This window comes from Stenotrophomonas sp. 17(2023) (assembly GCF_030345315.1).
In the GTDB taxonomy this organism is placed as follows: Bacteria; Pseudomonadota; Gammaproteobacteria; order Xanthomonadales; family Xanthomonadaceae; genus Stenotrophomonas; species Stenotrophomonas acidaminiphila.
Genome location: NZ_CP128405.1, coordinates 169364 through 187256, shown reverse-complemented (window position 1 = coordinate 187256; position 17893 = coordinate 169364). Strand labels below are relative to the sequence as shown.

Genomic DNA, 17893 nt, shown 5'->3' with positions numbered 1-17893 from the left:
CCACACCGGCCCATCGCCGATCATGGGCACCCGCGCCCGCTACCGCTGACCCCCTTCACCGCCGCACCCTGCGTATCCGCCATGCCTTCCCTGTTCGACTCCAAGCACGTCCGCCGCGCCTTCTCGCGTGCCGCCTCCAGCTACCACGCCGCCGCCGTGCTGCAGCAGGAGGTCGGCAGACGCCTGCTGGAATCGCTCGATTACCTGGAAGAGCGGCAGCCGCAGGTGGTGCTGGACGTGGGCAGCGGCCCGGCGCACTCGACCGCGGCGATGAAGAAGCGCTGGCCCAAGGCGCAGGTGATCGCGCTGGACCTGGCCCTGCCGATGCTGGCCGAAGCCAGGAAGCAGGCCGGCTGGTGGCGCCCGTTCTCGCGCGTGTGTGCCGACGCGCGGGCGCTGCCCCTGGCCGACAACAGCGTGGACGTGATCTTCAGCAACCTGTGCCTGCAGTGGGTGGAAGACCTGCCGTCGGTGTTCGCCGGCTTCCGCCGCGTACTCAAGCCCGGCGGCCTGCTGGTGTGCTCCACTTTCGGCCCGGAAACGCTGGTGGAACTGCGCGAGGCGTTCGCCCAGGCCGACGACACCCCGCACGTGAGCCGCTTCGTGCAGATCGCGCAGTTCGGCGACGCGCTGATGATGGCCGGCTTCCGCGACCCGGTGCTGGACCGCGACCTGTTCACCCTCACCTACGACGACCTGCCAGCGCTGATGCGCGAGCTCAAGGCCATCGGCGCCACCAACGCGCTGAGCGGGCGCCGCCACACCCTCACCGGGCGCAGCCGCTTCAACGCCGCGCAGGCGGCCTACGAGCCGCTGCGCCGGGCCGATGGCAAGCTGCCCAGCAGCTGGGAAGTCATCTATGCCCACGCCTGGGCGCCGGAACCGGGCGCCCCCATCCGCGAGCACGGCCATGACGTCGCCGCGGTGCCGGTATCGGCCATTCCGATCCGTCGCAGGCCGCAGAACCCCTGACCGCGCAGCGCGCGGCGGCGCCGGCAATGCGCCGCCGCGGCAGGCCCGGCCCGGGCCTCAGCCGCCGACCTGGGCGATCCAGTCCTGCAGGTTGTAGTAGTTGCTGACCCGCGCGATGCGGCCATCGCAGATATCGAAGAACGCACCGCCGGGCAGTACGTAGCGCTGGCCGTTGGCCGGCGGCAGGCCTTCGTCAGTGTGGTGGTACTCGCCATGCACCACGTACTCGGCCGCGGCGCGGCTGCCGTCGGCGCTGGCCATCACCACCACCTCGCGCAGCTGCTCGCGGTAGCTGGCCTCCATGCGCCGCAGGAACGCGGCGAACGCCTCGCGCCCGCTTTCGCGCGCGCCCTGGTTGAGGTCATGCGCCACATCGTCGTCCAGGCGCTCCAGCATGCCGGCCCAGTCGCCGCGGTTGAAGGCATCGTAGTAGCCGCTGACCAGGTCGATGGCCTGCTGCCGGGCGGGGGAAACGTCGTGGCTCATGGGGTCTCTCGCGGGGAAGGGGCGATGGCGCCGCTCAGGCGCCGCCGGCGAACAGGTCGCGGTGGAAGAAATAGATTTCCTGCGCCAGGAACCGCCAGCTGGTGTGGAAGCTGCGGAAACGCGTGCTCGGGGTGGACGAGGCCAGCGCGTCGATGCCCAGCTCCCTGGACAGGCGCAGCGCGCGCGCCATGTGCAGCGGATCGCTCACCAGGATGGCGCGGCGCATGCCATGGGCGTCCATCAGCCGCTTGGCCTCGACCAGGTTCTGGCGGGTGGTGCGCGAGCGGCTTTCGATCAGGATGTCCTGCGCCGGGATCTGCTGCTTGAGCGCGTAGCGGCGCGCGACCTGCGATTCGGAAAAGCGCGCGGTGGCGCCGCCGAAACCGCCGGTGAAGATCAGCTTCGGCGCCAGCCCCTGCCGGTACAGGTCCAGGCCGTGGCGGATGCGCTCCTCGAACACCGGCGACGGCTTGGCGTCGTAGGCCGCCGCGCCCAGCACGATGATCGCATCGGACGGCGCGGCCTGGTCGCGGTCGCCCACCCAGATGATCCACGCCGCCACGCCCAGCAGCCACAGCAGCAGCAGCACGCACAGGCGCCACAGCCAGTCGAACAGGCGGGTGCGCCGGCGGCTCATGCGCCCATCCACGGCAGCGCGTCCAGGTCGACGTTGCCGCCGGACAGCACCAGCCCCACGTTGCGCCCGGCAAAGCGCGCCGGCTGCGCCAGCACCGCCGCCAGCACCGTGGCCGAGGACGGCTCCACCACCTGCTTGAGCACCTGCCACAGCAGGCGCATCGCCGCCACGGTGGCGGCATCGTCCACGGTGATGGCGGTGGCCTTGCCGTGCAGCAGCGCGAAATTGGGCTCGCCCAGCGCGCCACGCAGGCCGTCGCAGACGGTATCGGGCACGAAATCCACCAGCCGCCGGCCCGCTTCCAGCGACCGCGCGGTGTCCGCCGCACCGGCGGGTTCGGCCAGTACCAGCTCGCAGCCCGGCGCCGCCTGCTGCAGGGCCAGCAGGGTGCCGGAGGCCAGCCCACCGCCACCGGCCGGCACCACCACCACGTCCAGCGCCGTGCCGGCCTGGCGCAGCAGTTCCAGCGTGGCCGTGCCCTGGCCGGCAATCACCCGTGCGTCGGCATACGGATGCACCAGCACCGCGCCGGTATCGCGCTGCACCCGTGCGCACTCGGCCTCGCGCGCGGCCTGGGTCGGCGCGCAGCGCCACAGGGTCGCGCCATGGCGGGCGATGTTGGCCAGCTTGGCCGCCACCGCGCCCTCGGGCACCACCACGTGGCAGGGGATGCCGCGCGACTGCGCCGCCAGCGCCAGCGCCGCGCCATGGTTGCCGGACGAGTGCGTCACCACACCGTGGCGCGCCTGCGCCTCGTCCAGCGCCCATACCGCGTTGCATGCGCCGCGGAACTTGAAGGCGCCGCCCCGCTGCAGGTGCTCGGCCTTGAAATGCAGGTGCGCGCCGGACAGCGCGTCCAGGGCACGCGAACGCAGAACCGGCGTGACCGTGGCATGGGCCGCGATACGGGCCGCGGCGGCCAGCACGTCGGCCGGCCCTGGCAGGGTGAGTTCAACCATGGGGAAAGGTTAACGTAGGCCCCCGGTGCCGGACCATCTCATGCCATCGCTGCACCTGCATTCAGCCCTGCCCGCAGGGTTAAGGACCGATTCAATGCGCGGGCCCGAAGCTGGCTGCGCACCCAACAGGGGGACTGTCATGAAAAAGCGCCTGATCCTTTCGGCCGGCCTGCTGCTCGGCCTGTCCGGCTGCGCCACCTACGACTATGTCGACGGCGGCGCGGGCGGCTATTACCGCGGCGCGACGTCGGTGCAGCGCACCTACCCGTACGGCTATCCCTACGGCGCCTACGGCGCTGGCCCCTACGGCTACGGTGGCTATGGCAGCTACGGCTATTACGACTACCGCTACCCGTACCCGGTCTACCGCCCGCCGTACCGGCCACGCCCCCCGCACGGCGGCCATGACGGCAACGGACATCGTCCGCCGCCGGGCCACGGCAACGGCGATGGCGGCCACCGCCCGCCACGGCCCGGTGATGGCGACGGCAACGGACGCCCGCCGCGCCCCCGCCCGCCGGTGGACGGCGGCGGCAAATCGCCCTGGCGCGACATGGACCGCCTGCAGCGCCCGCAACCGCGCCCGCAGGCCCAGATGCCGCGCGCGATGCCATCTCCCCAGGCCAGCGGCGCGCCGCGGCCGATGATGCAGCGCCCCGCACCGGCCCGACCGCCGTCACAACCCCGTGGTCCGCGTACGGTGCAGCAGCAGGAACCCTGAAACCCTTGCATTTGGGGAAAAACCAGGCAATCTTGTGGGGCCGAGTGACCGAAAGCGTCCATAACTGACGCAAACCGCAATCGCACATCGACCGCTTCCATGTCGATGTCCGCACAGGAAATCTGGATCCCCCCTGTTCCGGCCCTGTCGGGCATCGGCACCTAAAACGACAAGCCCCGGCCATGCCGGGGCTTCGTCTTTCACGGCATCGCCAGGCGCCACCGCCGCAGCCGCACGGATGCAGCCATCGGCATGACGCATTGCGCACCGGGGCAACGCACGGGCAATAACGGCAGGGCCAGCGACCGCGGACGCAACGCGGGCTCCGGAAAGAACAAGGGCCGGCAGTCCCCCGACTGCCGGCCCCATGCTTCCCCGGTATGCGCTTCGGCTGGCCCCTGTTCCAATTCCAGCCACTGCGCCCATGTCGCATGCCACACCGGGTGCGATGACGTTAACTGCACTTTGCGTGCCAACTTTAGGCCGCCGGCGGTGCCCACCGGGCATTGGCGGTAAAATCACCAGCCCGTCGCCGCGGCCTTCCCCTACCGGCCACCGACGGATTTCACACTTCCAGCCCGCACCCCTTTCATGACCGACTCCTTCCATCGTTACGACGTCATCGTCATCGGCGGCGGCCACGCCGGCACCGAGGCCGCCCTGGCCGCGGCGCGCGGCGGCGCCCGCACCCTGCTGCTGACCCACAACGTGGAAACCGTGGGCGCGATGAGCTGCAACCCGGCCATCGGCGGCATCGGCAAGGGCCACCTGGTCAAGGAGATCGACGCGCTGGGCGGGGCCATGGCCCACGCCGCCGACCTGGCCGGCATCCAGTGGCGCACGCTCAACGCCTCCAAGGGCCCGGCAGTGCGCGCCACCCGCTGCCAGGCCGACCGCAACCTGTACCGCATGGCGATCCGCCGCATCGTCGAATCGCAGCCCAACCTGACCGTGTTCCAGGCCGCGGTGGACGACCTCATCATCGAAGGCGACGCCGTGCGCGGCGCCATCACCCAGACCGGGCTGACCTTCCATGCGCCGGCCGTGGTGCTCACCGCCGGCACCTTCCTGGCCGGCAAGATCCACATCGGCGAAACCCAGTACACCGCCGGGCGCATGGGTGACCCGCCGGCCACCACCCTGGCCGCGCGCCTGCGCGAGCGCCCGTTCGCCATCGACCGGCTCAAGACCGGCACCCCGCCACGCATCGACGGCCGCTCGCTCGACTACAGCGTCATGGACGAACAGCCCGGCGACGACCCGCTGCCGGTGATGTCCTACCTGGGCAACGTGGCCGAACACCCGCGCCAGGTGAGCTGCTGGATCACTCACACCAGCGAGCGCACCCACGAGGTGATCCGCAACGCGCTGCACCGCTCGCCGCTGTACAGCGGCCAGATCGAAGGCATCGGCCCGCGCTACTGCCCGTCCATCGAGGACAAGGTGGTGCGCTTCGCCGAAAAGGACAGCCACCAGATCTTCGTCGAACCCGAAGGCCTGGACGTGGTGGAGATCTACCCCAACGGCATTTCCACCTCGCTGCCGTTCGACGTGCAGCTGGAACTGGTGCGCAGCATCCGCGGCTTCGAACACGCGCACATCACCCGCCCCGGCTACGCCATCGAATACGACTTCTTCGACCCGCGTGGGCTCAAGAACACGCTGGAAACCCGCCAGGTGGCCGGCCTGTTCTTCGCCGGCCAGATCAACGGCACCACCGGCTACGAGGAAGCCGGCGCGCAGGGCCTGCTGGCCGGCATCAACGCCGCGCTGTTCGTGCAGGGCCGCCAGGGCTGGTGCCCGCGCCGCGACGAGGCCTACATCGGCGTGCTGGTGGACGACCTGATCACCCACGGCACCAGCGAGCCCTACCGCATGTTCACCAGCCGCGCCGAATACCGGCTGCAGCTGCGCGAGGACAACGCCGACGCGCGCCTGACCCCCACCGGCCGCGAACTGGGCCTGGTCGACGACCGCCGCTGGCACGCCTTCGAAACCAAGCAGGCCGCCGTGGCCAGCGAAAGCGCGCGCCTGCGCGGCCTGTGGGCCACCCCCGCCAACGCCCTGGGCCGCGAGGTGCATGAAACCACTGGCGTGGCGGTGAGCCGCGAAACCAACGTGCTCGACCTGATCAAACGCCCGGAACTGGACTACACCAAGCTCATGCAGGTGCCCTCGCTCGGCCCCGGCGTGGACGATGCGCGCGTGGCCGAACAGGTGGAAATCAGCGTCAAGTACGCCGGCTACCTGGACCGCCAGCGCGAAGAGATCGAACGCCAGCAGCGCCACGAGAACACTGCCATTGCCGAAGGCTTCGACTTCGCCGCCGTGCGCGGCCTCTCCGCCGAAGTGCTGCAGAAACTCGAACGCGTGCGCCCGCAGACCATCGGCCAGGCCCAGCGAATCCCCGGCATGACACCGGCCGCGATCTCGCTGCTGCTGGTGCATCTGGAGCGGGCGCGGCGGGGGAAGGTGGCGTGAGTGCGCGTGCTGCGCGGGGCGTTGGTTGAGCAGAAGACGTTTGATCTCCTGCGCAACGCCTTCGCGTCATGCACCTGACCGCGTTACCCAAGAAGAAGCCCGCGCAAGCGGGCTTCTTCTTTTTCATGACTGCGGAAAGCGCGCTGCGGCGGCCACTGCTACCGACAAGCATCCAGCGTTGAACAGCCGCAACGCAGCGCCGCTCACTCGTCGTTCGTGCTGCGGCTGATCAGCAACAAGCCATTGCCCACCGTCACCTGCAACGCATCGCCCACGGCAAAGCCGCAACGTTCCAGCCAACGGCCGGACAGGCGCAGCCTGGGCACGGCCCGGCCAACGACCTGTTGGCCCCGGCGCTCGTCGTAGTACAGATAGCCCATCGTGCAGCGCCTGGGTATGCGCGCCCAGCCGCTGGAAGCGGGCGGCATGGGCAACGGGGGCGAGAACAACTCCGGAACCGGCGCGGAATCGATCATCCGCGACGCGGATGCCTCGTGCCTGGATGAGCTACGGTTGGACGCAACGGTGGAAACGCGTGTGACTTCCTTGGTACGGCTCATGTCGGACTCCTTGTGCGATAGGGAATCCGCCGCCTTGCTGTCAATCGAGGGTGGCGGACGGTGCGCGGTTGACAGACCGGCCACAAGGAACCGGCAGGCCTTTCGGCCTCCGCACACCGCCCGCCGTCGAACTGGCAGCTTCGCCCATGCCGAATACCGGGCAGAAGAAAAGCGCCGGCATCGAAGATGGGCGCTGGTGCGCCTTGTGGTTTCAGGCTGTCAAACCCGGCTGCGGAGTTTGCCGCAGCGGGTTGATGGTGCTATCGAACCCTTCGGGATGTCAATCAGACTTCTCCCATATGGTCGAAAAGGGAACCCTTCCTCACTGCATTGTTGAAGGCAATCAAACTCACGGACCCCGCCACCGGAGGCCTATCTGTCATACCGCTGATCGAAGCTTAGCTATGAGCCCGCGTTGTTCGTACAATTCGCCCACATCGCGCTCCACCCCATTGAGAACGATGCTCGGCAGTAGTTCGGCGAAAGGTATCCAAAGGATGGTGGATAAATGAAGTCAGGGACCTTGATGATTCATACATCACGGGACGACGTTGCTCCCTTCGTGCAAGACGTCCGTAGAGCGGCCGATGCTCAGACTTTGGCGCTGGGGTTCTTCCCAGCCAATGTCTATGTCGATTTTGCCAGGCGCGAACAACTTTACGTAGCAACTCGTCTAGTCGACGGAAAGCCAGTCTATGCAGGACACCTGCTCTTTGACCTACGGTACCCGCGCGCCAATATTCTGCAGATGTTCTGTGACACGAACAGCCGACGTCTGGGCGTAGCGTCCCGGCTCTTAGCCACCCTAAAAGAAGCACTCACTCGACACAATTTCGTCGCCATATACGCGCGAGTAGCTGAAGATCTTGCGGATGCCACCGCCTTCTGGTCGGCACAGAATTTCTATCAACAGCGCATAGCCCCTGGTAGCGCAGCCCGCAAGCGCCGGATAGCTGTTCGTGTATTAGAACTTGAGTCGCCTCAGCTATTTCCACCTAGTGGGCTTAGTACTGCTGTACAAGACCCATTAGGGCTGCAGGCGCAAGTAACCGGTGAACCACCGCTATACCTTATCGATCTCAATGTCCTTTTCGACCTGCAACCCCGTCGTCTTCGCCACGCGACAGCGATTAACCTCTTTCGCGCTTGCAACGAAGGCACATGTCGACTAGGCATAAGTAGCGAAATACGGAACGAGTTGCGCCGGCATCAACCAGAGCAGGGCCGCACCGATCCAATGATCGAGCTGGTCGCGACACTACCTGAGTTCCTGCCGGATTTTGCGGACGACGAAATGTGTACGCTGATTTCAGATCTTGCGTTGATTGTCTTCCCAGCACAGTCTCGAAATGGGCAACTTTCTATCAATGACAAATCTGACCTGAAGCACCTCGCGATAGCTATCAATCAGAAGCTTAGCGGCTTCATAACCAGCGAGATCGCGATGCTTCAAGCCGCTGGCACACTTCAGGAGACCTACGGAATTCAAGTTCTTTCACCAGAAGCCTTCGAGCACCAAGAGCAACAGTGGACCGAGGGAGTGTCTGTCCAAACCGTATCGGAATCGCAGCTCATCACGCGCGCGATGGAGAGTGGTGACACCCAAGAAGTTCGACGATTGCTCCGCCAATGCGGACTTTCGAATGGAACTATCACTCACAGTTGGCTAACACCGGATGGCCTTCGGCGAGCCACACATCAGACCGTCGTGCACTGTGGAGAAAGCTGCGTTGGCTATATCACGTGGCCCATGATCACAGAGGGAGCTAAGTACCCAGCACATGCAGCAATCGATGAGACGCATGCGGAGGCTTCCAACGTAGCTCGGGAACTGCTGCGCCACATCATCCAGCATATGGACAACCACAGTCCCTGCATCGTTTCATTGACGCTACCGACCCACCAGTCCCACCTTCGTGAAGTTGCGCTTTCATTGGGCTTTCGTGCTGCCCACAAGCACTCCCCTTTGGTCAAAATGATCGCGGGATATGTGCTAACCGGTTCAACATGGAAGACATACCGCTCAGAGATCGCTCGACTTTGTGGACTGAAGTTGCCAGAGGCTCAACCTAGCTTCGTGAGTGCCAGTCAAGCCATAGAAATCTATTCACCCGATGGCAACCGACGCTATCTCCCCTTGGACTTGCTAGAGACACTGCTTTCTCCAGTGCTGCTCTGCCTCGCTGATCGTCCTGCGGTCATAAGCCCAATTGAACGGCGATTTGCCGAGCCTTTGCTCGGCCACTCCCGTCAAGCATCATTGCTTCCAGCGCACTCAGCATCCCTTTACGCAGCTAGGCACTACCTGTGTGATCCACGTTCACTAAAGCACTTGCAACGGGGTGCGCTGATGCTGTTCTATGAATCCTCAAAGGGTGGCGGACAGCAAGCCATCGTCGCTGTAGCACGTATCGTGGAATCCTATCTCAGGAGACGAGACGCACTCCTGCTATCTGATCTCCAGTCGTCTGTGCTCCGGCCAGAAACGTTAGACCAGATAGGTCAAGCTGAAATCAAGGCGGTGAGTGTCATCGACAACATCTTCCCTTTAAAAAAGCCAGTGACGCTAGCCCAACTCCAGCTACTAGGGTGTGGAAATCCTAACCAGCTAATTACGACAAACCCTATCACCAACGACCAACTGACCAACATCCTTCTTGAAGGCTTTTCCGATGACTGAAGCTCAGCACATTTTAATTTCTCTTGAACCCCGGCATGCCGAGAACATCCTATCGGGGCGCAAGCGTGTTGAGCTTCGCAAACGACCTATGAATGTTGGTGTAGGCACGACTGTCTGGATATACGCCAAGCTGCCAATTGGTTCCGTAGTTGGCAAAGCGAAGGTAAAGGAAGTCCACGCAGCGACACCAGCAAGCATTTGGCGACGGTTCGGGAAGGACACTGGTGTCACGAAGCAGGAGTTTTCCGACTACTACAGCGAATCATCGCAGGCTGTGGTACTAGTGCTAGAAGAAACCACACGCTTCGAGAGATCGATATCACTTGATCACTTGCGAAAGACAACTGGGGCGTTTTATCCCCCACAGTTTTTCACACGTCTGTTCCCCGAACATCCCGTTTTCAAGGCCGTAAGATTTGCTGCATAGCGCTTAGCCAAACGTATTGCCCTTTCTCGTCCGTGACACAGCCATGCCCGCCTTGCGTTCCTTCCTAGACAAAACCCCCACCCTCGGCCAGCGCGTCTACATCGACCCCGCCTGCACCATCATCGGCGACGTGGTGCTGGGCGATGACGTGTCGGTGTGGCCGGGCACGGTGATCCGCGGCGATGTGAACCATGTGCGCATCCGCGCGCGCACCAATGTGCAGGACGGCACCATCATCCATGTCAGCCACGAAAGCCCGTACAACAAGGGCGGCTACCCCACGCTGATCGGCGAGGGTGTCACGGTGGGGCATGGCTGCATCATCCATGCGTGCAGCATTGGCGATTACTGCCTGATCGGCATGGGCGCGTGCGTGCTCGATGGCGCGGTGATCGAGGACGAGGCGTTCATCGGCGCCGGTGCGGTGGTGGGGCCGGGCAAGCGGGTGGCGCGCGGTGAGTTGTGGGTGGGCAACCCGGCGCGGCCGGTGCGCACCTTGAGCGCGAAGGACATCGAAGGGCTGCGCTATTCGGCGGACCATTACGTGCGGTTGAAAGACCAGTACCTGGGCATGGCCGGCTGACGGGGGCCTGCGGGGCAGGCCCCGCAGCTACAGGCATCGGCGGCGCTGGCCGTTGCCCGCGGGCCGGGCTTGGCCCACACTGCCGGCCTCGGGCGTGGGGACGCCCTTTTTCCAGGGAAAGGAATATTCCATGTCGATCAGAACCATGGCGCTGGCCCTGCTGGCCGGTGCAACGCTGCTCTGCGCCGCTTTGCCGGCCGCATACGCACAGGATGAGCAGGACGCCGCGGCGTTCGTGCAGTCGCTGCATTTCCGCTCCGGCACCATCGAAGTGCCCGCGGCCAAGGCGCGCTTCAACCTGGGCCCGGAGTTCCAGTACCTGGACCAGGCCGATGCGCGGCGCGTGCTGGAAGACCTGTGGGGCAACCCGCCCGACGCGGACGTGCTGGGGCTGGTGGTGCCGCGTTCGCCGGGGCTGGCGGATGACGACAGCTGGGCGGTGGTGGTGACCTATTCGGACGACGGCTACGTGTCCGACGAGGACGCGTCGAAGATGAATTACACCAAGCTGCTGCGCGAGATGCAGGAGCAGACCGAAGCGGCCAACCCCGAGCGCGAGAAGGCCGGCTACGGCACGCTGCAGCTGGTGGGCTGGGCGGTGCCGCCGCGCTACGACGCCGGCAACAACAAGCTGTACTGGGCCAAGGAGCTGGCGTTCAACGGCCAGCCCAACCACGTGCTCAATTACGACATCCGCGTGCTCGGCCGCCACGGCTACCTGAGCCTCAATGCGGTGTCGGGCATGGGCGAGCTGGGGCTGGTGCGCACCGGCATGGAGAAGCTGCTGCCGATGGCCGAGTTCGAGCCGGGCGCGCGCTATGCCGACCACAACCCCAAGACCGACAAGATCGCCGCCTACGGCGTGGCTACGCTGATCGGCGGCGGGCTGGCGGCCAAGGCTGGGCTGTTCGCCAAGCTGGGCCTGATCTTCGCCAAGTTCTGGAAGCTGCTGCTGATCGGCGCCATCGCGCTGGGCGGGGTGGCACGCAAGTTCTTCGGCGAGCGCAACAAGGGCACGGTGCGCTGACCTGCGCGCGCCGCCACGGTGCCCGGCGCAGGCTGGGCATCGGCGGCGGCGGCGGGTAAAGTCAGCCGCTGACAGGACGCCACCGAGACACGCATGCCAGCGGCAGCCGCCCGGTTTGGATACCGGGTTTGCGACAACACACGACCCTGCGCGCGACCGGCGGCGCCCGGCCGTTGAACGCAGCGCCGCCCATGCTCGATACCTACCGCGAGGTGATCACGCCCGAAGGCGTGCCGCTGCAGTTGCCGGCGGCCGGCCCGGTGCCGCGCGCGCTGGCGTGGCTGGTCGACCTGATGGTGCGGTTTGGCGTGCTGGGGCTGATGAGCCCGCTGCTGATGGCGCTGGGCGGGCTGGGTCAGGGCCTGTACCTGGGGCTGATGTTCCTGCTGTTCTGGGGCTACCCCATCGTGCTGGAAGTCTGGTTCGGGCAGACCCTGGGCAAGCGCGCGCTGGGCCTGCGGGTGGTGGCGCGCGACGGCGCACCGCTGGGCTGGATGCCGGCGATCGTGCGCAACCTGCTGCGCACCGTGGACATGCTGCCGTTCGGCTACGCGCTGGGCCTGCTGGCCTGCCTGTGGGATCCGCACGGGCGGCGGCTGGGCGACCTGGTGGCCGGCAGCCTGGTGGTGCACGTGCCGGCGCCGGCACCGGTGCCACCGGCGCGCATCGACAGCGTGCTGGCGCCGCCGCTGCCGCTGCAGCCGGCCGAACAGCAGGCGGTGATCGCCTTTGCCGACCGCGCACCGGCACTGTCGGGCCCGCGCCAGAACGAGCTGGCCGACATCGCCAGCGGCCTGAGCGGGGCACGCGGGCAGACCGGCGTGCTGCGCCTGTATGCGATGGCCAACTGGCTGCTGGGGCGGCGATGAGGCAGGAACAGTTCGTCACCCGCCACGAGCACGAATGGCGCCAGTTCGAGGACTGGCTGCAGCAGCGGGGTGGCAGTGCGCGCAAGGCGCGCAACACGCCGTCGCCGGACCTGCCCGGCGACGAGACCATTCCCGAGCGCTACCGGCGCCTGTGCCAGCAGCTGGCGCTGGCGCGCCGCCGCGGCTACAGCCCGCAGCTGGTCGAGCGCCTGCAGCAGCTGATGCAGCGCGGCCACAATCTGCTGTACCGCGCGCCGCCGCCGCGCTGGCAGCGCGCGCTGGAGTTCCTGTTCGCCGGGTTCCCGCAGCTGGTGCGCAGCCAGGCCGCGGCCATGTGGGTGGCATGCGCACTGTTCGTGCTGCCGCTGGTGGGCGTGTTCGTGCTGCTGCAGTACAAGCCCGAACTGGTGCACCTGCTGCTGGACCCGCAGCAGATCGCGCACATGGAGAAGTCGTACGACCCGTCGGCCGAGCACCTGGGCCGCACCCGCGACAGCGGCACCGACTGGGCGATGTTCGGCCATTACATCATGAACAACATCAGCATCGGCCTGCGCACCTTCGCCAGCGGCCTGCTGGCCGGCGTCGGCACGGCGCTGGTGCTGCTGTACAACGGGCTGACCATCGGCGCGGTGGCCGGCCACCTGCAGCACATGGGCTATGGCGACCCGTTCTGGCGTTTCGTCGCCGGGCATGCGCCGCTGGAACTGACCGCGATTGTCATTGCCGGTGGCGCCGGCCTGCAGCTGGGGTTGCGGCTGATCGCGCCGGGCCGCAAGCGGCGCATCGACGCGCTGGTGGACGGCGGGGTGATCGGCGCGCGGCTGTGCCTGGGGGTGGCGTTCATGCTGCTGCTGGCGGCGTTCGTCGAGGCGTTCTGGTCGTCCATCGCCGCGGTGCCGGCCTGGGGCAAGTTCACCGTGTCCGGCGTGCTGTGGGCGCTGGTGTTCGGCTGGCTGTGGCGCGGCGGCCACGGGGGTGGCGATGCGCATTGACCAGCTCGACGTGGTGCTGCGCGCCCGCTCGCAGTGGGAGGCGATGGAGCTGGGCACCGCGCTGGTGCGGCGCCACGCCGCGGCCATCTGGACGCCGTGGCTGCTGCTCACCGGCCCGGTGTTCGTGCTGCTCAACCTGGGCGGGTGGTGGCTGGATGCCTTGTGGCTGCCGGCGCTGCTGATGTGGTGGCTGAAGCCGGTGTTCGAGCGCATCCCGCTGTACGTCATATCGCGCGGCGCGTTCGGTGCGGTGCCCGGTACCGCGCAGACCCTGCGCGCGCAGATGCATTGGGGTGTGCGCGCGCTGCCCGGTTACCTGCTGTGGCGCCGGCTGAGCCCGGCGCGCGCGCTGCTGATGCCGGTGGACCTGCTCGAAGGCGGCGACGCCGTGCAGCGGCGGCAACGGCGGCGCGTGCTGGGGGGCGCGGCCTATGGCCATGCCACGCTGCTGACGCTGGTGTGCTGGCATTTCGAAGTGATGCTGCAGGTGGCCGGCATCGCACTGGTGTTCATGTTCGTGCCGCTGGATTCCCTGCCCGAGTCGCTGCGCGTGGCGGTATCGCTGATCGGCAGCGACACCCCGGCCTGGGTGTGGCTGGGCTTCAATCTGCTGGCCTGGGCCGCGATGACGCTGATCGGCCCGTTCTACAGCGGCGCCGGCTTCGGCCTGTACCTCAACCGCCGCACCCAGCTGGAAGCCTGGGACGTGGAAATCGCCTTCCGCCGCCTGCGCGCACGGCTGGCGCAGGCAGCGTCGCTGGTGCTGGTGATGGTGATGGGGCTGGCCATGCTGCCGCTGGCGGCGCCGGTGCATGCCCAGGATGCCGCCACCGCGGCCCCGGCGGCACACGACAACCACAAGGCGGGCGGGTCGCAGGCCACGGCCGCCGCCACGCCCGCGGATGTGTTTGGCGCTGCGCAGGTCGATACCGCCGGCTTCCGCCAGGCCGCCGCGCGCGCCTATGACGACCCGCAGCTGGGCGCCAGCCACACGGTCTGCCGCTGGGAACGCCGCAATGCGGAAGCGGACAAGCCGCAGCCGCGGGAGTTTCCTGGCGGCCAGTTGTTCGGCGCGGTGGCCAAGCTGCTGGCCCTGCTCAGCGAAGCGGCCCTGTGGATCCTGGTCGGCGCGCTGCTGCTCGTGCTGGTGCTGACCGCGCGCTGGTGGCTGCCGTGGCTGCGGGGCAGCGGGCGCCGCCGCCGCCGCGAGGCCGAATCGGAGGTCACCGCGCACGCGCTGCAGCTGCCCGACACCTTGCCGCCGGACATCCTCGCCAGCGCCCGCCGCCTGTGGCACGACGGCAAGCCGCGGCACGCGCTGGCGCTGCTGTACCGCGCCAGCCTGGACGAACTGGCGCAGCGCGCCGACATCGTGTTGCCGCCGGGCAGCACCGAAGCGCAGTGCCTGCGCGCCGCACGACGCATGCCGCAGGACGCGGACCGGCGCCTGTTCGCGCACATGGTGCGCACCTGGCAGTACGCCGCCTATGCCGGCCGGCTGCCGTCGGATGACGCGTTCCAGGCACTGCTCGACGCGCTGCACCAGCAGTACGGGTGGCCGGCATGAGCGCACGCGTGCGCAATGCGCTGATCGCCCTGGCGGTGCTGCTGCTGGCCGGACTGGCGGTGATGTGGTTCCTGCGCAGCCACCAGCGCGTATGCCAACCGGCCACGCTGCCGGCCTACGGCGAACCCACCTTCAACCCGCTTTTCGCGCTGCGCGAGGCCCTGCGCCGCGACGGCGTGGACGCCGAGACGCGGCGCACGCTGGACCTGGCGGGCATGCAGCTGCAGCCGCGCGATACCGTGCTGCTGCTGGACGACCCGCGCCAGCTCACGCCCGCGCAGGTCGAGCAGCTGGTGGAGTGGGTGGAGTACGGCGGCCACCTGCTGCTGCGCATGCCCGCGGCCGACGATGCGCTGGATGGCGAGCAGACGCTGTTCGGCCGTTTCGGCATCGCACCGGGCAAGGTGGCGCCGCGCTGCCAGCCCTGGCATGTGCCGGGGCAGGAGGAGCACCAGGAATTCTGTGCCGGCCCGCGCTTCACCCTGGGCGAGCACGCGCGCGTCGAACGGCGCTGGGGCGATGCCATCGACGCCACCCTCGCCTACGCGCGGCTGCGCTACGGCAGCGGCCGGGTGGATGTGCTGGCCGACATGGATTTCCTGCGCAACGGCCGCGACACGCAGGACACCGGCCTGCGCGGGCTGCCGCACCGCGACCTGGCGCGGCTGGTGCTCGCGCCCAACTACGGCAAGGGCCGCATGCACCTGGTCTACGCCGCCGAAGCGCCGTCGCTGTGGCGCATCGTGCTGCAACGCGGCTGGCCGATCTGGCTGCCGCTGCTGCTGGCGCTGCTGGCGTGGCTGTGGATGCGCGCCCAGCGCTTCGGCCCGCTGCAGCCGTCGCCGCGGCAGGAGCGCCGCTCGCTGCTTGAACACGTGCGCGCCAGCGGCGAACACCTGCACCGCTACGGCAAGTCGCCGCTGCTGTACGACGCGGTGCGCCAGTCGTTCCTGGCGCGCCTGCGGCGGCGCGCGCCGCTGGCCGCCGCGCTTGCCGGCGATGCCCAGCTGCAGGCCATCGCCGACCACCTGCGCTGGCCCCTCGAACGGGTGCGGCTGGCGCTGCAACTGCCCCCGTCACGCGACGACGCCGCGCTGCGCGAACGCATCGCCCTGCTCATCCAGATGAGAAACCAGCTATGACCGACCTGCCCGCTCCGCCCGCCCTGCCCGGCGATGCCCCCACCCCGGCGCCCGCCCCCGGCAACGTCGAACTGATCGAACGCGTCGAACGCCTGCGCGACGCGGTCGGCCAGGCCTTCATCGGCCAGGCCGAGGTGCTGGACCAGATCCTGGTGGCGCTGCTGGCCGGCGGCCACGTGCTGATCGAAGGCGTGCCCGGCCTCGGCAAGACCCTGCTGGTGCGCGCGCTGGCGCAGGCGCTGGAGCTGGACTACGCACGCGTGCAGTTCACCCCCGACCTGATGCCCAGTGACGTCAGCGGCCATGCGGTGTACGACCCCAAGACCGAGAGCTTCAAGATCCGCCGCGGCCCGGTATTCACCCACCTGCTGCTGGCCGACGAGATAAACCGCGCTCCGGCCAAGACCCAGTCGGCGCTGCTGGAGGTGATGCAGGAAGGCCAGGTCACCATCGAAGGCCGCGCGTTCCCGCTCAGCCCGCCGTTCCTGACCCTGGCCACGCAGAACCCGGTGGAGCAGGAAGGCACCTACCCGCTGCCGGAAGCGCAGCTGGACCGGTTCCTGCTCAAGGTGCTGATCGACTACCCGCAGCTGGAAGACGAGAAGCGCATGGTCGCGGCGATCACCGCCGGCCGCAGCGCCAGCGATTTCGACCTGACGAAGGTGCCGCGGGTGATGAGCGGCGCCGACGTGGTGGCCCTGCAGCAGGCGGTGGCGGCGATCATCGTGGACCCGCAGGTGATCGACTACGCGGTGCGCATCGTCGCCGCTACCCGCAAATGGCCGGGCATCGCGCTGGGCGCCGGCCCGCGTGGCAGCCTGGCGCTGGTACGCGCGGCGCGCGCGCAGGCGGTGCTGGCCGGGCGCGATTTCGTCACCCCCGACGACGTACGCGAGATCGCCAGGCCGGCCCTGCGGCACCGCATCGCGCTGGCACCGGAGCTGCAGATCGAGGGGCAGTCGGCGGACGATGCGCTGACAGCGCTGCTGGCCAAGGTGGAGGCACCGCGCAAGTGAGCCTGCGTGGCGGCCAGGCGGCTTGGATCCCGGCACCTGCGTACCCGGCGCGATGGGCGGGCCCGGGGTGGGCTGCTGTTGCCGTCATTGCGGTGCATTCGCCCATTGCGGCGGCCGAACCCGCAGGAACTGCTGTTGCTGTTGCTGTTGCTGTTGCTGTTGCTGTTGCTGTTGCTGTTGCTGTTGCTGTTGCTGTTGCTGTTGCTGTTGCTGTGGCTGTGGCTGTGGCTGTAGCTGTAGCTGTAGCTGTAGCTGTGGCCGTTGCCGTTGCCGTTGCCGTTGCCCGTGATTTTGCTTTTGCCTCCCGGCTTTTGACCCTTGTCGCCGTAGAGCGGGCCGAGCACCGCAGCGGGACGAGGGGCGAAGAGGCGCACGTGTCTGAGCGGAGCGAGTTGTGCGCCGTCCCCTCGGCACGCGAGGCGCGCAGGGAACCGATGCGGCGTAGCCGCGTCGGATCGCGTCCGGCGCGTGTTTCTCTTGGTTACTTCTCTTTGCACGAGCAAAGAGAAGTAACTCGCTCCTGCGAAGCAGGAGTGAAAGCCTTGCCTTCGAGCTTCCGCTTTAGCTCCATGCCTGGGCTGCTATCGTTTTGCTTCAGGAAAGCCAAGGCAATGGCAGGGACAGAATCAAGAGCTTTCGCTCCCCTTCGGGGCGCGAGCTACTTTTCTTTGCTCGTGCAAAGAAAAGCTAGCCAAAAGAAAGCACGCCCTGCCTGCGCGCCCGACGCGCTACGCGCGCCGGGTCCACTCCACCAGCGGGATTTTTCTACGC

16 protein-coding genes are annotated in these 17893 nt (G+C 67.6%); 12 read left to right on the top strand and 4 right to left on the bottom strand.

Annotated elements, in window-relative coordinates:
- Window positions 1-81 precede the first annotated feature (81 nt).
- Window positions 82-972 carry a malonyl-ACP O-methyltransferase BioC gene (bioC, locus tag QQA12_RS00810; protein ID WP_226050774.1) on the top strand — a complete coding sequence of 297 codons (891 nt, stop codon included), beginning with the start codon at window positions 82-84 and terminating at the stop codon, window positions 970-972.
- A 57-nt stretch (window positions 973-1029) separates the two neighbouring features.
- Here the strand turns inward: bioC and QQA12_RS00805 are convergent, their stop codons facing one another.
- From QQA12_RS00805 to QQA12_RS00795, 3 genes are read right to left on the bottom strand one after another with little or no spacing between them, the layout of a single operon-like run.
- The gene (locus QQA12_RS00805) at window positions 1030-1458 is read right to left on the bottom strand and encodes a ketosteroid isomerase-related protein (RefSeq protein WP_226050775.1); all 429 of its coding nucleotides are present in this window, start codon (window positions 1456-1458) and stop codon (window positions 1030-1032) included.
- Window positions 1459-1492: 34 nt separating this feature from the next.
- The gene (locus QQA12_RS00800) at window positions 1493-2095 is read right to left on the bottom strand and encodes a YdcF family protein (protein ID WP_182335850.1); all 603 of its coding nucleotides are present in this window, start codon (window positions 2093-2095) and stop codon (window positions 1493-1495) included.
- Window positions 2092-3054: a pyridoxal-phosphate dependent enzyme gene (locus QQA12_RS00795; RefSeq protein ID WP_226050776.1), complete on the bottom strand. Its 963-nt coding sequence runs from the start codon at window positions 3052-3054 to the stop codon at window positions 2092-2094. Before QQA12_RS00795 ends, QQA12_RS00800 begins: the two co-directional genes overlap by 4 nt.
- Before the next feature lie 139 nt (window positions 3055-3193).
- Here QQA12_RS00795 and QQA12_RS00790 point away from each other — a divergent pair, with 139 nt between their 5' ends.
- Both QQA12_RS00790 and mnmG read left to right on the top strand, forming a co-directional pair.
- On the top strand, window positions 3194-3775 hold the full coding sequence (locus QQA12_RS00790) for a hypothetical protein (protein ID WP_182335848.1): 582 nt from the start codon (window positions 3194-3196) through the stop codon (window positions 3773-3775).
- A gap of 591 nt (window positions 3776-4366) precedes the next feature.
- Window positions 4367-6256 (top strand): tRNA uridine-5-carboxymethylaminomethyl(34) synthesis enzyme MnmG, encoded by a 1890-nt coding sequence (gene mnmG / locus QQA12_RS00785; protein ID WP_226050777.1) that lies wholly within the window; start codon window positions 4367-4369, stop codon window positions 6254-6256.
- Window positions 6257-6459: 203 nt separating this feature from the next.
- Here the strand turns inward: mnmG and QQA12_RS00780 are convergent, their stop codons facing one another.
- Complete coding sequence (locus tag QQA12_RS00780) at window positions 6460-6816, bottom strand: SymE family type I addiction module toxin (RefSeq protein WP_226050778.1); 357 nt, start codon at window positions 6814-6816, stop codon at window positions 6460-6462.
- Window positions 6817-7324: 508 nt separating this feature from the next.
- Between QQA12_RS00780 and QQA12_RS00775 the strand changes: the two genes are divergently transcribed.
- From QQA12_RS00775 to QQA12_RS00735, 9 genes are all read left to right on the top strand, one after another.
- The gene (locus QQA12_RS00775) at window positions 7325-9496 is read left to right on the top strand and encodes a GNAT family N-acetyltransferase (protein WP_182335846.1); all 2172 of its coding nucleotides are present in this window, start codon (window positions 7325-7327) and stop codon (window positions 9494-9496) included.
- The gene (locus tag QQA12_RS00770) at window positions 9489-9923 is read left to right on the top strand and encodes an ASCH domain-containing protein (protein ID WP_182335845.1); all 435 of its coding nucleotides are present in this window, start codon (window positions 9489-9491) and stop codon (window positions 9921-9923) included. Before QQA12_RS00775 ends, QQA12_RS00770 begins: the two co-directional genes overlap by 8 nt.
- Window positions 9924-9966: 43 nt before the next feature.
- Window positions 9967-10506 (top strand): gamma carbonic anhydrase family protein, encoded by a 540-nt coding sequence (locus QQA12_RS00765; RefSeq protein ID WP_226050779.1) that lies wholly within the window; start codon window positions 9967-9969, stop codon window positions 10504-10506.
- A 130-nt stretch (window positions 10507-10636) separates the two neighbouring features.
- Window positions 10637-11533, top strand: coding sequence for a DUF2167 domain-containing protein (locus QQA12_RS00760; protein ID WP_226050780.1), 897 nt, complete (start codon window positions 10637-10639; stop codon window positions 11531-11533).
- Between the two features lie 191 nt (window positions 11534-11724).
- Window positions 11725-12402, top strand: coding sequence for an RDD family protein (locus tag QQA12_RS00755; protein WP_056932442.1), 678 nt, complete (start codon window positions 11725-11727; stop codon window positions 12400-12402).
- Window positions 12399-13397, top strand: a complete 999-nt coding sequence (locus QQA12_RS00750) for a stage II sporulation protein M (RefSeq protein WP_226050781.1) — start codon at window positions 12399-12401, stop codon at window positions 13395-13397. Before QQA12_RS00755 ends, QQA12_RS00750 begins: the two co-directional genes overlap by 4 nt.
- Window positions 13387-14964 (top strand): DUF4129 domain-containing protein, encoded by a 1578-nt coding sequence (locus QQA12_RS00745; RefSeq protein WP_226050782.1) that lies wholly within the window; start codon window positions 13387-13389, stop codon window positions 14962-14964. The genes QQA12_RS00750 and QQA12_RS00745 overlap by 11 nt, the downstream gene beginning before the upstream one ends.
- Window positions 14961-16106, top strand: a complete 1146-nt coding sequence (locus QQA12_RS00740; protein ID WP_226050783.1) for a DUF4350 domain-containing protein — start codon at window positions 14961-14963, stop codon at window positions 16104-16106. Before QQA12_RS00745 ends, QQA12_RS00740 begins: the two co-directional genes overlap by 4 nt.
- The gene (locus tag QQA12_RS00735; protein ID WP_226050784.1) at window positions 16103-17122 is read left to right on the top strand and encodes a MoxR family ATPase; all 1020 of its coding nucleotides are present in this window, start codon (window positions 16103-16105) and stop codon (window positions 17120-17122) included. The genes QQA12_RS00740 and QQA12_RS00735 overlap by 4 nt, the downstream gene beginning before the upstream one ends.
- Window positions 17123-17893: the final 771 nt, after the last annotated feature.

Coding starts and splice junctions, on each gene's coding strand:
- QQA12_RS00805 (WP_226050775.1), bottom strand. CDS start 1,458: ATGAGCCACGACGTTTCCCCCGCCCGGCAGCAGGCCATCGACCTGGTC.
- QQA12_RS00790 (WP_182335848.1), top strand. CDS start 3,194: ATGAAAAAGCGCCTGATCCTTTCGGCCGGCCTGCTGCTCGGCCTGTCC.
- QQA12_RS00755 (WP_056932442.1), top strand. CDS start 11,725: ATGCTCGATACCTACCGCGAGGTGATCACGCCCGAAGGCGTGCCGCTG.
- QQA12_RS00760 (WP_226050780.1), top strand. CDS start 10,637: ATGTCGATCAGAACCATGGCGCTGGCCCTGCTGGCCGGTGCAACGCTG.
- QQA12_RS00745 (WP_226050782.1), top strand. CDS start 13,387: ATGCGCATTGACCAGCTCGACGTGGTGCTGCGCGCCCGCTCGCAGTGG.
- QQA12_RS00770 (WP_182335845.1), top strand. CDS start 9,489: ATGACTGAAGCTCAGCACATTTTAATTTCTCTTGAACCCCGGCATGCC.
- QQA12_RS00765 (WP_226050779.1), top strand. CDS start 9,967: ATGCCCGCCTTGCGTTCCTTCCTAGACAAAACCCCCACCCTCGGCCAG.
- bioC (WP_226050774.1), top strand. CDS start 82: ATGCCTTCCCTGTTCGACTCCAAGCACGTCCGCCGCGCCTTCTCGCGT.
- QQA12_RS00750 (WP_226050781.1), top strand. CDS start 12,399: ATGAGGCAGGAACAGTTCGTCACCCGCCACGAGCACGAATGGCGCCAG.
- QQA12_RS00800 (WP_182335850.1), bottom strand. CDS start 2,095: ATGAGCCGCCGGCGCACCCGCCTGTTCGACTGGCTGTGGCGCCTGTGC.
- QQA12_RS00775 (WP_182335846.1), top strand. CDS start 7,325: ATGAAGTCAGGGACCTTGATGATTCATACATCACGGGACGACGTTGCT.
- QQA12_RS00780 (WP_226050778.1), bottom strand. CDS start 6,816: ATGAGCCGTACCAAGGAAGTCACACGCGTTTCCACCGTTGCGTCCAAC.
- QQA12_RS00735 (WP_226050784.1), top strand. CDS start 16,103: ATGACCGACCTGCCCGCTCCGCCCGCCCTGCCCGGCGATGCCCCCACC.
- mnmG (WP_226050777.1), top strand. CDS start 4,367: ATGACCGACTCCTTCCATCGTTACGACGTCATCGTCATCGGCGGCGGC.
- QQA12_RS00795 (WP_226050776.1), bottom strand. CDS start 3,054: ATGGTTGAACTCACCCTGCCAGGGCCGGCCGACGTGCTGGCCGCCGCG.
- QQA12_RS00740 (WP_226050783.1), top strand. CDS start 14,961: ATGAGCGCACGCGTGCGCAATGCGCTGATCGCCCTGGCGGTGCTGCTG.